Origin of the sequence: Streptomyces sp. NPDC049879 (assembly GCF_044461265.1) — a bacterium.
Lineage (GTDB): Bacteria > Actinomycetota > Actinomycetes > Streptomycetales > Streptomycetaceae > Streptomyces.
This window is the reverse complement of record NZ_JBITKT010000011.1, coordinates 34,996-48,872: the sequence shown is the minus strand read 5'-3', so window position 1 is coordinate 48,872 and position 13,877 is coordinate 34,996. Positions and strand designations below refer to the sequence as shown.

Below are 13,877 nucleotides of genomic sequence, written 5' to 3'. Positions count from 1 at the left end.
CGACCCGGACAGCTTCGGTCCTGGTCGGCGAGACTGTTCCCGTGATGAGCACTTCCGCGCGCCTCCTGCGGCTCGTCTCCCTGCTGTCGGCCCGCCCCTCGTGGACCGCCGGTGAACTGGCGGAACGCATGGAGGTCACCGAACGCACCGTCCGCCGCGACATCGCCCGCCTGCGCGAACTCGGCTACGGCGTGGACTCCGACCCCGGCCCCTGGGGCGGCTACCGCCTCGGCCGCGGCACGCGCCTCCCGCCGATCAGCCTGGACGACGAGGAGGCCCTCGCCGTCGCCGTCGGCCTGCGGGAGGCGGCGTCGGGCGGCGCGCTGGGCGGCGACCAGGCGGCGCTGTCCGCCCTGTTCAAGCTGCGGCAGGTGCTGCCCCGGCGGATCGCCGAGCGGCTCGGGGAGATGGACACCGCGTTCGTCCGTCTGCCGGGGAACGGCGAGCGCCAGGTGGCGGCGCGCACCCTGTTCGACCTGGCCACCGCCTGCCGGGCCGCCGAGCGCGTCCGCCTCACCTACCGCGACGGCGAGGGCCGTACGACCGTGCGCGACGCCGACCCGTACCGCCTGGTCCACACCGGGCGGCGCTGGTACCTGGTCGCGCGGGACGTGGCGCGCGGCGCGTGGCGCACGTTCCGCGCCGACCGCGTCCTCGCGACCGCGGGCACCGGGCTCCCCGCCGAGTACGGCGACCCGCCCGATCCCGCCGGGCTCGTCAGCCGCAACACCGCCCTGCGCGGCTACCCGTGCACGGCGGTCGTCCGGCTGCCGCTGCCCATGGCGGCGGCGCTGCGGATCGTCCCGCCCTCGATCGGCACCCACCGCGAGGACGGCGAGGAGGCGACCGTCGTCGAGGTCGGCGGCGCCGACCCGGACGGCCTCGCCCGCTACCTCCTCGGCCTCGGGACGCCGCTGCGCGTCCTCTCCCCCGACGACGTGCGCGAGGCGCTGGTCCGGCGGGCCCGCGAGCTGAGCGCGCTCAACGGCCCGCCGGACGGGGCCTGACGTCAGGCGGTGCGCAGCTCGGCCACGACCACGCCGAAGGGCGGCAGTTCGACGGCGGGCAGCGGCGCGCCGTCACCCAGCGCGTGCAGCGTCCCGGCCGCCAGGAGCGGCGCCGCGGTGACGGGCTCCGCGTGCTGGCTCACGAACCAGACGAACGCGCGCCCGTCCTCGTGCTCCATGCGCCCCACCAGGACCCGCGGGTCGTCCACGGTCACCTCGGGCGTGACGCCCGCCTCGGCCGCCAGGGCCGCGTACAGGCGGTGCGTCGGCTCGGGGTTGACGCGCGGGGTGATCGCGGCCATGTGCTCGACCGGGTAGGTGCACAGGACCATCCGGCCGCCGCCGACCGCGTACGACAGCAGAGCGGGCCGCCCGTGCGCGTCGGTGGCGACGACCTCGGCCCCGGCCGGTTCGACCGGCAGGAAGCTGCGGGAGTTCTCGGTGCCCGCGACGGCGAAGACCAGCTCCTCGCCCGCGCGGATCGCGCCGAAGTCCCGCTGGAACGTGAGGCGCACCTCGTCGTCGGTGATCGGGTCGGTGAGCCCGTACCGCAGCTTCTTCACGACGCCGAAGGTCTCGTCCAGCTTCGGCCACCACGGGCCGCGCTGCACGCCGTGCTCGCCGGTGAAGTAGGACGCGTACACCGTCGCGCCCGCCTCGGCGCGCGCCCGCAGCTGCCGCCAGCCGGGGGCGGTCAGCTGCTTGGCGGACGGCAGGAGGTAGAGCGCGCAGTCGTCCGGCAGCCCGTCCGCCTCGCGCGCGACGCCCACCGGCAGGTCGGCCTCGCGGGCGGCGACGTACGCCTGGCGGGTGTGGGCGAAGACGCTGGACGCGTCCTCCGGCTGCGTGAAGGGGTAGCGCTTCTCCAGGAACGAGGAGACGACGAGCGCGATCCGCGTGTCGGGCCGGTGGAGGCGGGCGATGTCCACGGCGGCCAGGACGTCGGTGAAGCGCTTGACCTCGCGCAGCTGCTCCTTCGGGCGGCCCTGGTCGTCGGTGAGGCCGAAGTGCATCTCGAACGGGTGGTGGGAGTAGGGCTCCTGGTTCCACAGCTCGTCGTAGTCGGTGTTGTTCCAGGGCATCCAGCCCGTGGCGCCGGCGAGGAGGGTGTTGTGGAGGATCTGGCGGTAGTAGTGGGCGGCGTTCTCCTCGGACACGTAGTCGGAGGTGAGGCCGAACTCCTCCATGATCACGGGCTTGCCCGCGATGTCGAGCAGCTCGCAGACGAACGCGGCGCCGAGGTGCTGGCGTACCTCGTCCGTCTCCATGCGGTAGACGTGCGGGCCGTGGAAGTCGATCAGCTCCGCCAGGTCGCGGACGCGGAAGCCGTTGTCCGCGCCGGTGATCTCGACGCCCCAGGCGCCGTCGCCGACGGACACGGGCTGGCGGGCGCCGGTGGAGCGGATCGCGTCGATCAGGGTCTTCGCCCAGGCGGTGACGGCGGCGGCGTCCACGGTGCCGATGCCGCGCGACTGCCAGTGGGCGTAGATCGGGATCTCGTTGGTGAGCAGCCAGCCCGCGACGGCGGGGTGGTCCTTCCAGCGGGCGGTCAGCTCGCGGACGTACCACTCCTGCTGGGCGACGAAGGAGGGGTCGGAGAAGATGTCGCGGCCGTCGCGCCAGGCGGGGTCCCAGTTCTGGCCGGACATGTGGCCGACGATGAAGGTGGGGATCGTCGTCATGCCCAGGGCGTGGTGGCGGTCGAGGAAGTCGTCGAAGTGGGCGAGGAGCCGGTCGTCCAGGGTGTTCTCGGCGGGCATGAAGTCCGGCCAGTAGAAGAAGGACCGGGTGAGGGTGATGCCGTGGTCGCGCATCACGCGCAGTTCCTCGTCGATGACGGCGGGACGGTAGTCGCGCCACATCAGGGGGCCGCCGGTGCGGGACCAGTAGTTGACGCCGATCCAGACGGACCCGTCGGGGAGTTTCGCCGCGTTGCGCTTCATCGGTGGACCGTTCTCTCTCGTGTGCCGCTCGGTTGTCGTCCACGGACAGGTATATCGTTACACCGATCGCGCTGTCGAGAGTCCGCTGAAGAGGAACGTCACGCCCAGTGGAACGTTTTCCTGTCTGCTGACGGCGCCCGGCGCGTCCGGCCGCTGGTACGGTGTGGGCACCTCGCCCCGGCACCAGGCGGCGGCGCGGTGGACGACCGAGGGGAATGCCAGGTGGCGGGACGCAAGGGCGCGGCGAAGCCGACCATCGCGGACGTGGCGGCGCTGGCCGGCGTGTCCGTGTCGGCCGTCTCGAAGGTGGTCAACGGGCGCGGCAGCATCTCCGCGCCGACCAGGCAGCGCGTCCTCGACGCCGCCGACAAGCTCCGCTGGTCGCCCTCCGCCACGGCCGTCGCGCTGCGCGGCGCCCGCACGCGGGCCATCGCCATGGTCGCGAGCCGCGCCCCCGACGTCCTGGCCGCCGACCCGCACTTCACCGTGCTCATCGCGGGCATAGAGCGCGAACTCGCCCCCGCCGACTACGGCCTGCTCCTCCACATCGTCGGCGAGGAGCCGGACGCCGAGGAACGCGCCTACCGGCGCCTCGCCGGCGAGCGGCGCGTGGACGGCGTGATCCTCACCGAGAGCCGGGTCAACGACCCGCGCTTCCAGCTGCTGCGGGACCTCCGGCTGCCGGCCGTCCTCGTCGGCGAGCCGTGGCCGCGGGACGCCGTGCCGGCCGTCGGCGCGCCCGGCCAGGACGCGGGCATGAACGAGGCCGTGGCCCATCTGCTGGGCCTCGGCCACCGGCGCTTCGCGTACCTCGCGGGGCCGGAGGACCGGGTGCACACCGCGTACCGCCGCCGGGTCTTCGAGGCGGCGCTGGCGGAGGCGGGGCTGCGCCCCGGCTGGATGGTGACCACCGACTTCACCCCGCAGGACGCGGCTTCGGCGACGTCGGAACTCCTCCGCCGCGAGAACCCGAGCCGCCCCACCGCCATCCTGTACGCGAACGACACCATGGCCATCGCCGGTATGTACGCGGCCCGGCGGCTCGGTTACGACGTGCCGGGGGACGTCTCGGTGGTGGGGTACGACGACCTGCCGATGGGCGATGTCGTCTTCCCGGGGCTGACCACGATCGGGCAGGACCTGACCCAGCTCGGGCGCGCGGCGGCGGCGGAGATGTTCCGGCTCCTCGACGTCGGGCGCGCCGACGAGACGCCGCTGCCCGCGCTCACGCCGCCGCGCCTGGTGGTCCGCGAGTCCACGGGCCGGGCGCCGCGGGACTGAGAGCGGCCGGACCGGCGCGGGGACGTTCACCGGTTCGAGGGATACCGGACATCGTCGCGATGCGTATACCTTGAACCCATGAAGCGCTACGGAGAGTCACCAGTCGGTCAGGGCGGAGGGCTTCCGCCGAGCCCGCCACATAAGGGCGCACGGGCCCCGGGACCCGCCCGCGCGGCGCCGGACGGGGAGGCGGCCGACACCAGTGGCGCCAAGCCTGGCGCCATCCGGGCACCACGCGACACCACGCGACACCATTCGGCGCCACCTGGCGCCACCCACGCCTCATCCGCGCGCCACAGCGGGCCACCAGCACCCCCCGCGCCACGACATCCCCGGCCACCACCTGCACGTTTTCGCAGGTCGGGACGGTCACCACCGCGCCCGGTATCCGCGCGGCGCCATCGGGGGTTGCGCATGGCATCACTCTGATGCCATGATGACGCCATGGATCTCACCCCGTATGTCGAATCCCTCCGCCGCGAACTCGCGGTGGCCGCCGAGTCCGGCGGGGAGGAGGCCCGTGAGCTGGCCGAGCGGCTCACCGCCCCCCTGGAGTCGGCGACCCGGCTGACGCTGCTCAACGTGCTCTCCGCGGCGATGGACGAGATCACCCGTGAACTCGCCCCCGGCTCCGTCGACGTACGGCTGCGCGGTCTCGACCCGGACTTCGTGGTGACGCCCCCGCCCACCGACAGCGCCGCCCCGGCGCACGAGGGCGGGCTCGCCGAACCGTTCAGGGCCCCGGCTCCCGCCGAGGGCGACGAGGGCGGCACCGCCCGCGTCAACCTGCGCCTGCCCGCCCAGCTCAAGGCGCGCGCCGAGGAGGCCGCGAACCGCGAGGGGCTGTCGGTCAACGCGTGGCTGGTCCGGGCGGTGTCGGCGGCGGTCGGCGGCGGCGGCGAGCCGCGCAGGCCGGAGAAGACCCAGCGCAGCGGACAGAGCATCACGGGATGGGTGCGCTAGCCGCGCGCCCGCCCCGCCGTTCCGGTCACACCACCACCTCACCCCACCACCTCAACCAGCACGTCCCACCAGCGGGGACGCCCCGAAGACCCAGGAGAACGGGACAGCCATGCCTTCTTTCGACACCCCCGGACCGATCTCGGCCACCGCGCACGTGGAGGCCGGCTCCATCCGGTTCACCGCGGGAGACCGCACCGACACCGTGGTCGAGGTGCGGCCCCGCGACCCGGAGCGCGACGCGGACGTCCGCGCGGCGGAGCACACCGAGGTCACCTTCGCCAACGGCGGGCTGACCGTCAGGATGCGCAAGCAGCGCCACCCCTTCGGGCGGCGCGGCACCGTGGACGTGACGGTCGAGCTGCCCACCGGCTCGCACGTCGAGATGACCGGCGCCTGGGCCCAGGTGCTCGGCGAGGGCAGGCTCGGCGAGGTCCGCGCGCAGACCTCGGCGGGCGACGTCCGCCTCGACACGACCGGCCCGCTGCGGCTGACCGCGTCGCACGGCTCGATCACCGTCGGGCGGGTCGAGGGCCCGGCCGAGATCACGACCAGCTCCGGCAGCCTGCGCGTCGGCTTCGTCGACGGTCCCGCCGTCCTGAAGAATTCGCACGGCACCACCAGCGTCGGCACCGTGACCGGTGACCTGCGGGTGAGCGGCGCCCACGGTGACATCGACATCGCACACGCCGAGTCCTCGGTCACCGCGACCACGGCCCACGGTGCCCTGCGTGCCGCCGATGTCGCGCGCGGCACCGTCCAGCTGGAGACCTCCTACGGCGCCATCGAGGTAGGCGTCCGCGAGGGCACCGCCGCCTGGCTCGACGCCAGTTCCCGCGCGGGCCAGGTGCGCAACACGCTCACGGCGTCCGAGTCCCCCGAGGAGGCCGACGACACCGTGGAGGTCCGCGCCCGCACCCGGTTCGGCAACATCGAGATCCTTCGCGCCAAGATCTGAGCCGGGCGCCCAGCCCGCCCCCTACCGTCCCGCCTTCCCACCACACCGCCTTCCCACCACACCGCCTTCCCCTGGGAGGACCCCATGCCTTCTTCTGTCATGCCCACATCCAACGAGGGTGCCGGTCCCGCGCGGCCCGCCGCCATCTCCGCCACCGGGCTGCGCAAGTCCTACGGCGACAAGCCCGTGCTCGAAGGGATCGACCTGCACATACCGGCGGGCACCGTCTTCGCGCTGCTCGGCCCGAACGGCGCGGGGAAGACGACCGTCGTAAAGATCCTCTCCACCCTGCTGTCCCCCGGCCCCGGCTCGGGCGAGATCCGCGTGGGCGGCCACGACCTGGCCGCCGACCCGCAGGCGGTGCGCGCGGCGATCGGCGTCACCGGGCAGTTCTCCGCCGTCGACGGCCTGATCACGGGCGAGGAGAACATGCTCCTGATGGCCGACCTGCACCACCTGTCCCGGCGGGAGGGCCGCCGCGTCACCGCCGACCTGCTCGAACGCTTCGACCTCACCTCCGCCGCGAGGAAACCGGCCGCCACCTACTCCGGCGGCATGCGGCGCCGCCTCGACATCGCCATGACCCTCGTCGGGAACCCGCGGATCATCTTCCTGGACGAGCCCACCACCGGCCTCGACCCCCGCTCCCGCCACTCCATGTGGCAGATCATCCGCGGACTCGTCAGCGAGGGCGTGACCATCTTCCTCACCACCCAGTACCTGGACGAGGCCGACGAACTCGCCGACCGCATCGCCGTGCTGAACAGCGGCCACATAGCGGCCGAGGGCACCGCCGACGAACTCAAGCGCCTGGTCCCCGGCGGACACGTCCGCCTGCGCTTCACCGACCCCGCCGCCTACCGGTCCGCCGCCACGGCCCTGCCCGAGGCCGCCCCCGGCGACGAGTCCCTCACCCTCCAGGTCCCCAGCGACGGCAGCCAGCGCGCCCTGGGCTCCCTCCTCGGCCGGCTCGACGCCGCGGGCGTCGAGGCCGACGGACTGACCGTCCACTCCCCCGACCTGGACGACGTGTTCTTCGCCCTCACCAGCAGCGCCGCCCGTCCCCACCAGCCCGAGGAGATCTCCCGATGAGCACCCTGGCCCTCGCCGCGCGCGACTCGACCACCATGCTGCGGCGCAACCTCCTGCACGCCCGCCGCTACCCCTCCCTCACCCTCAACCTGCTGCTCACCCCGATCATGCTGCTGCTGCTCTTCGTCTACGTCTTCGGCGACGTGATGAGCGCGGGCATCGGGGGCGGCGGGGACCGCGCGGCGTACACCGCCTACATCGTCCCCGGCCTGCTGCTGATGACCATCGGCAGCACCACCGTCGGGACCGCCGTGTCCGTCTCCAACGACATGATCGAGGGGATCATCGCCCGTTTCCGCACCATGGCGATCCACCGCGGCTCGGTGCTCGTCGGGCACGTCGCGGGGAGCGTCCTCCAGGCGGTCGTCAGCGTCGTCCTCGTCACCGGTGTCGCCGTGGCCATCGGCTTCCGCACCACGGACGCCACCGTCACGGAGTGGCTCGCCGCCCTGGGGCTGCTCGTCCTCTTCGCCCTCGCGTTCACCTGGATCGCGGTCGGCATGGGCCTGATCAGCCCCAACGCCGAAGCCGCCAGCAACAACGCCCTCCCGATGATCCTGCTGCCCCTGCTGTCCAGCGCCTTCGTCCCGCTGGACACCATGCCCGGCTGGTTCCGGCCCATCGCCGAGTACCAGCCCTTCACCCCCGCCATCGAGACACTGCGCGGACTGCTCCTCGGCACCGAGATAGGCGCGGACGGCTGGCTCGCCGTCGGCTGGTGCCTGGCCCTCACCGTCCTCGGCTACCTCTGGTCCGCCTCCACCTTCGACCGCGACCCGGAATGACCCCGCGAACCGCCGGGGCGGCGCACACCGGCACCACGCCCGAGTGCGCCGCCACACCGGCGTCTGCCAGAATCGCCGGGATGACCCCAGCCGCCGCCGGTCGCGCCGCCGAGGCGCTGCACCGCTTCAACGCGCGCCACCCCTGGGACCACAACGCCCACTACCACCCGTGGATCACCCGGCAGTTGCCCCGCCACGTCACCAGCGCGCTGGACGTCGGCTGCGGCAGCGGCGACCTCGCCCGGCTCCTCGCCCGCCGCGCCACGCGGGTGCACGGCATCGACGCCGACCCGGCCATCCTCGCCCGCGCCCGCGCACTGACACCGCCCGCCCTGCCCGTCGCCTACACCCTCGGCGACGCCATGACCGGCCTGCCGCCAGGACCGCACGACGCGATCACCTGCGTCGCCGTCCTCCACCACCTCCCGCTCACCGAGGCGCTCACCGCCTTCCGCGAGCACCTCGCACCGGGCGGCACACTCGTCGTCCTCGGCCTCCACCGCCCGCGCACACCCGGCGACTTCCTCCTGGAGGCCGCCGCGATCCCGGCCAACGCCGCCCTGGGCTGGCTGAAGAACCGGGGCCGCCGCGCGCCGCGCCCCGTCGCGATGACGGCGCCGACCCGCCCGGCGGAGACGACGTACGCCGAGATCGTCCGCGAGGCGGGCCGCGTCCTGCCCGGCGCCCGGATACGCCGCAGGCTGTTCTGGCGCTGGTCGCTCGTGTGGCACAAGCCCTGAGGCGCGGCCGGGCGGGCGGGTGTCACTCGAAGCCGGCGACCCGGTGCGGGACGTACGGCTCCTCCAGCGCCCCGGCCTCCTCCTCGGTCAGCTCCAGGTCCACGGCCAGCAGCGCGTCGTGCAGGTGCTCGGGACGCGTCACGCCGATCACGGGGGCGGTGACGGCGGGCCGGCGCAGCAGCCAGGCCAGGGCGACAGCCGCCATGGGGACGCCGCGCGCCCGGGAGACCGACGCCACCGCGTCCACGACCCGCTGGTCGGCCGCCTCGGTGCCCTCGTAGAGGCTGTCCCCGAAGGCGTCGTCGCCGGTACGCGGCGTGGCGGCCGGTGCGGGGCGGGCGAGGCGGCCGCGGGCGAGGGGGCTCCACGGCAGCACGCCGACGCCCTGGTCGGCGCAGAGCGGCAGCATCTCCCGTTCCTCCTCGCGGTTGAGGAGGTTGTAGTGGTCCTGCATGGAGACGAACCGGGCCCACCCGTGCGCGCCCGCGGTGAACAGGGCCTTGGCGAACTGCCAGGCGAACATGGAGGAGGCGCCGACGTAGCGGACCTTGCCGGACGTCACCAGCGCGTCGAGCGCGGCGAGCGTCTCCTCGACCGGGGTCGCGGGGTCCCAGCGGTGGATCTGGTAGAGGTCGATGTAGTCGGTGCCGAGGCGGCGCAGGCTGTGCTCCGCCTCGGTGAGGATGGCCTTGCGGGAGAGTCCGCCGCTGTTGGGGCCCTCCCGCATGGGGCCGAACACCTTGGTCGCGACGACCACCTCGTCGCGGCGCGCGTGGTCGCGCAGCGCGCGGCCGAGGATCTCCTCGCCGCTCCCGGCCGAGTAGACGTTGGCCGTGTCGAAGAAGGTGACGCCGTGCTCCAGGGCGGCGCGGACGATCTCCCGGCTCTCCTTCTCGGGGAGGGTCCAGGTGTCGGCGCCGCGTCCGGGTTCGCCGAAGCTCATTCCGCCCAGGCACAGCCGCGAGACGTCGAGCCCGGTGGACCCGAGTTTGGTGTATTTCATCCGGCACCTTCGTGACGTAGTGCGGTCAGATCGTCGCAGAGCAAGTCTAGGTGGGGCTGGCCCGCCGTCAGCCGGCTGCGCAGGGCGAGGGTCCGCATCCCGGCGGCCCGCGCCGCGGCCAGGCCCGCCGGGGCGTCCTCGACCACGAGGCAGCGCGCCGGTTCGGCGCCGAGCGAGGCCGCCGCGCGCAGGTAGCCCTCGGGGTCCGGCTTGCCCGCCGCCACGTCGTCGGCGGTGACGAGGACGCGCGGCTCGGGGAGCCCGGCGGCGCGCAGGCGGATCTCCGCGAGGCGCCGCCAGGCCGAGGTGACGACGGCCCACCGGTCGGCGGGCAGTGCCGCGAGGACGCGCCGCGCGCCCGGGACGGCGGCGATGCCCTCGCGGCACGCCTCCTCGGCCCGTACCAGCGCGGCGATCTCGCGTTCGACCTCGGGCGGGGGCAGATGCGGGGCCATCAGCGCGACCGTCTCCCGGTTGCGGCGGCCGTGCGAGACCCGGAAGAGGGCGTCGCTGTCGATGCCGTGCCGGGCGCACCAGGCGAGCCAGGTGCGTTCGACGCAGCGGCTGGAGTCCACCAGGGTGCCGTCCATGTCGAACAGCACGGCCGCGCACTCCAGCCGCCGCGTCGCGCCCCGGTCGGTGACCGTGAGGCGGAGCACCGTCAGCCCTGGCCCGGCCGTGCGCCGCCGGGCCGGCGGGCGCCGACGTAATTCTGTCCCGCGCCGCGGTTGGCGACCAGTTCGGGGCTGGGCCTGGACGGGTCGGCGTAGACGTTGCCCGCGCGGTCGGTGCCGCGGGCGAGGTAGATCTGGTGCCGGTCGCCGACCTCCTCGTGGTTGAACCGCACGTCGGTGCTGATGTAGCGCATGGTGAAGCCGCAGCGGCGCCTGGCGCTGACGTTGGCCTCGCTGCCGTGGACGAGCGTGGCGGAGTGGATGCTGCACTCGTTGGGGCGCAGGCGGAGGGGGACGGCCTGAGCCGGGTCGACGCTGTCGGGGTCGAGTTCCTCGTCGAAGACGCTGGTGGGGTTGGTCGTCGGGCGGTAGCGCCTGGCGCCGGGGGCGTGGCTGCCGGGGACGACGCGCATGCAGCCGTTCTCCTCGTCCACGGGGTCGAGCGCGAGCCAGACGGTGACGGCCTTGGCGGCGGGGATGATGGTCTCCCGCCAGTAGTAGGCGTCGTCGTGCCACGGCACGCTCTTGCCGTCCCCGGCGGGCTTGCAGAAGAAGTGCGCGGAGAAGAGCGCGATGTCCGGGCCGATGATCTGCTCGACCAGGTCGAGGACGCCCGGGTCCAGTAACCAGTCGAACAGCCGGGTGTCGGTGAAGTGCGGGACGTCCATGTCCTCGGGGCGCATGCCGCCCGGGAGGTTCACGAGCTTGTCCTCGAAGTGGGCGCGCAGCTGGTCGAACTTCTCCTGCGGGAGCAGCTGCGGCACGGTCAGGTAGCCGTTGCGTTCGTAGAAGCGCAGGTCTTCCTCGGTGAGGCGGGTGCTTGTCGCGATGGTCATGGGACCTCCTGTCGCTGTGTCGGTTTCTCTGTCGGTTTCTCTGTCGGTTTCTGTGCCGGTTTCTGTGTCGGTCGCTGTGCCGGTCAGGTCAGCAGCAGTCCGGTGACGGCCAGCAGGTCGCTGTCCGGCAGGTACGCGCCGTGCACGCGGGCGCGCGCCCGGCGGCCGAGCGCGGCGCCGTCGACCGCGCCGCCGGTCACGTCCGTGACCAGCCGGGCGAACGCCGCCAGGTCGTGCGGGTCGTCGAGGAGCAGGCCGGTGCGGCCGTGGTCGATCTGGTCGGCGATGCCGCCGACGGCGCTGCCGACGACCGGGCGTGCCTTCCACATGGCCTCGGTGACCGTGAGCCCGAAGCCCTCGGCGAGGCTCTTCTGGACCACGAGGCCGGCGGCGCGCTGGGCGGCGTTCACCAGGCGCGCGTTGTCGTCCAGGTCGTGCATGGGGAGGCAGACGAGGCGGGTGCGGCGGCGGACGCCCGGGGGCAGGGCCGTCCACGCGGCGCGGCACACCTCGAACCAGTGGGCCTGCTCGATGTCGTCGGGTATGGACGCGGGGTCGGGGCCGATGAGGGCGAGGTGCGCGTCGGGCACGGCGGCGAAGCCGGTGAGGACGGCGTGCATGTCCTTCAGCCGGTCCCAGCGCGACACCTGGACGACCAGGGGCGCGGCGGGGTCGCGCGGGCCGTCGGCGAGGACGTACCCGGGGGCGTCGCCCGGCCCGAGGCCGCAGCGTTCGAGGAGGCCGGGCAGCCGGTCGGCGGGCAGCGGCTCGTTCTTCGGGGCGAACGGCCACAGCACCGGGGGGATGACGGCCGCGCGGTGGTGGGCCAGCTCCTCGGGGATGTGCCGCCGTACGGAGAAGACCACGCCGTCCGCCTTCTCCAACAGCGGCGCGAGGGCGGCCCACGCCTCCCGCGAGCCGGGCGTCGGCGCGTCCACGCCCACGTGGCAGCGCCAGTGGACACCGGCGGTGACGCTGCTCAGGCCGGGGACGAGCCCGGCGGTCTGGTGGTCGTGCAGGAGGAGGACGTCGGCGGGGCCGAGGACGGTCCGCAGGCGGTCGGCCTCGGCGGCCAGGTGCCGCGTGTAGCCGTCCAGGTCGCCGGGGCGCAGGCGGTCGGCGTCCTGGACGCTGCCGTAGGCGAGGTTGCCGAGGCGCTTGGTGGTGTCGAAGAACGCCGGGTCGCCGTCCACCACCGCCCAGCGCACGGGGACGCCGAGCGCGCGGTAGAAGGGGACCAGGACGTGCAGCATCTCGGCCACCCCGCCGCCGGCCGCGGTGGAGTTCACGTGCCACAGGGTGCCGCCGTCCAGGCGGCGGCGGAGTCGGCGGGCGGCGTCCTGGAGCCGGTCCGCGCGTTCGGGGCCGATCAGGGTGAGGAACGCGTCCCGTGTCGCCGGGGGCATGGCCGGGGTGTCGATGACATGCATAGGAGTCCTTGCCTTGGCCGGTCAGAAGATGAGGAGGCGGCCCACGAGCCAGGGGAAGAACATCGCGCCGACGCTGGCCGTGCACAGGCACACGGCGCTGGCCTTGCCGCTCACGCCGACGCGCTTCTCCAGCAGGGTGAACGCCGAGGGGAACACGGGCGCCATGAACAGGCCGAACACCACCGTGCCGACGGCGACCGAGCCCAGCGTCGGCGCGCCGAGGCCGAAGAGCGCGGCCAGGACGGCGGCGCTGCCCGCGAACGCGGCGGCCAGCAGCCGTTCGGGGGCGTACCGGCCCGCGAGGGGCGCCCACAGCAGCCGGCCCGCCGTGACGGCGATCCAGAAGAGCGCCGTGAAGTAGGCGGCGTCGGCGGTCTCGTGGGTGAGGCCGCGGTCCGCCACGTAGGTGGGGATCCAGCCCGCGAAGCTGATCTCCGCGCCCACGTAGAGGAACAGCATCGCGGCCACCAGCGGCAGCACCCACGCCTGCCGGGTGTCGCCGCCGCTGCCCGTACGGGGCCGGTCGACGGTGACGGTGGGCCCGGGCAGCATCCGCAGCAGCCACACGAGGAGGACCACGGCGAGCACCGCGCCCGCCCAGTACGCGGGCACCAGCTGCCCGGTGGCCCGCAGGGAGAGGGCGATGGCCACGGGCATCAGGAGCGAGCCGAGGCCGAGGAAGAAGTCCGCGACGTTCATGAACGGACCGACGGTGCCGCGCCGTTCACGTACCAGCAGCGTGTTCACGGTGACGATCAGGAACGTCTTGCACAGGCCGAGCGCCCACCACGCGGGCAGCATCACGGCGCGGCCGGTCAGCAGGGGCAGCGTCAGCATCAGCGCGATGAGGCACGCCAGCGCCAGCGCCGCCTGGAGGTGCGTGGGGAAGCGGCCCAGCAGCCAGCCGGCGAGCAGGGAGCCGCACACCGAGCCGAACGAGTCCACCGTGAACAGCAGACTCAGATCGGCCGGTGTGCCGCCCGAGCGCTCGGCCAGGACGAGGAGCGAGGGCCCCAGCATGGCGGAGAGGACCCCGACCAGCGTGAAGCAGAGGAAGTAGGCCGTCGTCTGCGAGGTGACGCCCTTCGTCACCGATGGCGGCGATGGTGCGGTCGCCACGTTCTCCACGCGTGTTCCCCTCCGGTGTCCGGCTGATGTGCTGCGCGTA

At 73.8% G+C, this 13,877-nt stretch carries 13 protein-coding genes; 7 read left to right on the top strand and 6 right to left on the bottom strand.

The window, feature by feature from the left end:
• Positions 1-41 precede the first annotated feature (41 nt).
• Positions 42-1,007 (top strand): YafY family protein, encoded by a 966-nt coding sequence (locus ACIBPC_RS29250; protein ID WP_362957995.1) that lies wholly within the window; start codon positions 42-44, stop codon positions 1,005-1,007.
• A gap of 2 nt (positions 1,008-1,009) precedes the next feature.
• On the opposite strand, the gene ACIBPC_RS29245 is transcribed toward ACIBPC_RS29250, so the two are convergent.
• On the bottom strand, positions 1,010-2,950 hold the full coding sequence (locus ACIBPC_RS29245; protein ID WP_398848814.1) for a cellulase family glycosylhydrolase: 1,941 nt from the start codon (positions 2,948-2,950) through the stop codon (positions 1,010-1,012).
• Positions 2,951-3,172: 222 nt separating this feature from the next.
• Between ACIBPC_RS29245 and ACIBPC_RS29240 the strand changes: the two genes are divergently transcribed.
• The 6 genes from ACIBPC_RS29240 (at position 3,173) to ACIBPC_RS29215 (ending at position 8,766) form a co-directional block, all read left to right on the top strand.
• Positions 3,173-4,231 (top strand): LacI family DNA-binding transcriptional regulator, encoded by a 1,059-nt coding sequence (locus ACIBPC_RS29240; RefSeq protein ID WP_362958001.1) that lies wholly within the window; start codon positions 3,173-3,175, stop codon positions 4,229-4,231.
• A 444-nt stretch (positions 4,232-4,675) separates the two neighbouring features.
• Positions 4,676-5,194, top strand: a complete 519-nt coding sequence (locus tag ACIBPC_RS29235) for a toxin-antitoxin system HicB family antitoxin (protein ID WP_398848812.1) — start codon at positions 4,676-4,678, stop codon at positions 5,192-5,194.
• A 109-nt stretch (positions 5,195-5,303) separates the two neighbouring features.
• Entirely contained in the window at positions 5,304-6,149 is an 846-nt protein-coding gene (locus tag ACIBPC_RS29230) for a DUF4097 family beta strand repeat-containing protein (RefSeq protein ID WP_398848810.1), read from the top strand.
• A 99-nt stretch (positions 6,150-6,248) separates the two neighbouring features.
• Positions 6,249-7,241 (top strand): ATP-binding cassette domain-containing protein, encoded by a 993-nt coding sequence (locus ACIBPC_RS29225; protein ID WP_398848808.1) that lies wholly within the window; start codon positions 6,249-6,251, stop codon positions 7,239-7,241.
• The gene (locus ACIBPC_RS29220; protein WP_398848806.1) at positions 7,238-8,026 is read left to right on the top strand and encodes an ABC transporter permease; all 789 of its coding nucleotides are present in this window, start codon (positions 7,238-7,240) and stop codon (positions 8,024-8,026) included. Before ACIBPC_RS29225 ends, ACIBPC_RS29220 begins: the two co-directional genes overlap by 4 nt.
• Positions 8,027-8,106: 80 nt before the next feature.
• On the top strand, positions 8,107-8,766 hold the full coding sequence (locus tag ACIBPC_RS29215) for a class I SAM-dependent methyltransferase (RefSeq protein WP_398848803.1): 660 nt from the start codon (positions 8,107-8,109) through the stop codon (positions 8,764-8,766).
• 22 nt (positions 8,767-8,788) lie between these two features.
• On the opposite strand, the gene ACIBPC_RS29210 is transcribed toward ACIBPC_RS29215, so the two are convergent.
• The 5 genes from ACIBPC_RS29210 to ACIBPC_RS29190 form a co-directional block, all read right to left on the bottom strand.
• Entirely contained in the window at positions 8,789-9,769 is a 981-nt protein-coding gene (locus ACIBPC_RS29210; protein WP_398848801.1) for an aldo/keto reductase, read from the bottom strand.
• On the bottom strand, positions 9,766-10,428 hold the full coding sequence (locus tag ACIBPC_RS29205) for an HAD-IA family hydrolase (RefSeq protein WP_398848799.1): 663 nt from the start codon (positions 10,426-10,428) through the stop codon (positions 9,766-9,768). Before ACIBPC_RS29205 ends, ACIBPC_RS29210 begins: the two co-directional genes overlap by 4 nt.
• A gap of 2 nt (positions 10,429-10,430) precedes the next feature.
• Positions 10,431-11,279 (bottom strand): phytanoyl-CoA dioxygenase family protein, encoded by an 849-nt coding sequence (locus tag ACIBPC_RS29200; RefSeq protein ID WP_362958020.1) that lies wholly within the window; start codon positions 11,277-11,279, stop codon positions 10,431-10,433.
• A gap of 83 nt (positions 11,280-11,362) precedes the next feature.
• Positions 11,363-12,709, bottom strand: a complete 1,347-nt coding sequence (locus ACIBPC_RS29195; RefSeq protein WP_398848797.1) for a glycosyltransferase — start codon at positions 12,707-12,709, stop codon at positions 11,363-11,365.
• 21 nt (positions 12,710-12,730) lie between these two features.
• Positions 12,731-13,828 carry an MFS transporter gene (locus ACIBPC_RS29190; RefSeq protein ID WP_362958025.1) on the bottom strand — a complete coding sequence of 366 codons (1,098 nt, stop codon included), beginning with the start codon at positions 13,826-13,828 and terminating at the stop codon, positions 12,731-12,733.
• Positions 13,829-13,877: the final 49 nt, after the last annotated feature.

Excerpts from the sequence above, each read along its gene's own strand:
- ACIBPC_RS29245 (WP_398848814.1), bottom strand. The coding sequence starts at position 2,950 with ATGAAGCGCAACGCGGCGAAACTCCCCGACGGGTCCGTCTGGATCGGC.
- ACIBPC_RS29235 (WP_398848812.1), top strand. The coding sequence starts at position 4,676 with ATGGATCTCACCCCGTATGTCGAATCCCTCCGCCGCGAACTCGCGGTG.
- ACIBPC_RS29230 (WP_398848810.1), top strand. The coding sequence starts at position 5,304 with ATGCCTTCTTTCGACACCCCCGGACCGATCTCGGCCACCGCGCACGTG.
- ACIBPC_RS29225 (WP_398848808.1), top strand. The coding sequence starts at position 6,249 with ATGCCCACATCCAACGAGGGTGCCGGTCCCGCGCGGCCCGCCGCCATC.
- ACIBPC_RS29220 (WP_398848806.1), top strand. The coding sequence starts at position 7,238 with ATGAGCACCCTGGCCCTCGCCGCGCGCGACTCGACCACCATGCTGCGG.
- ACIBPC_RS29215 (WP_398848803.1), top strand. The coding sequence starts at position 8,107 with ATGACCCCAGCCGCCGCCGGTCGCGCCGCCGAGGCGCTGCACCGCTTC.
- ACIBPC_RS29210 (WP_398848801.1), bottom strand. The coding sequence starts at position 9,769 with ATGAAATACACCAAACTCGGGTCCACCGGGCTCGACGTCTCGCGGCTG.
- ACIBPC_RS29200 (WP_362958020.1), bottom strand. The coding sequence starts at position 11,279 with ATGACCATCGCGACAAGCACCCGCCTCACCGAGGAAGACCTGCGCTTC.
- ACIBPC_RS29195 (WP_398848797.1), bottom strand. The coding sequence starts at position 12,709 with ATGCATGTCATCGACACCCCGGCCATGCCCCCGGCGACACGGGACGCG.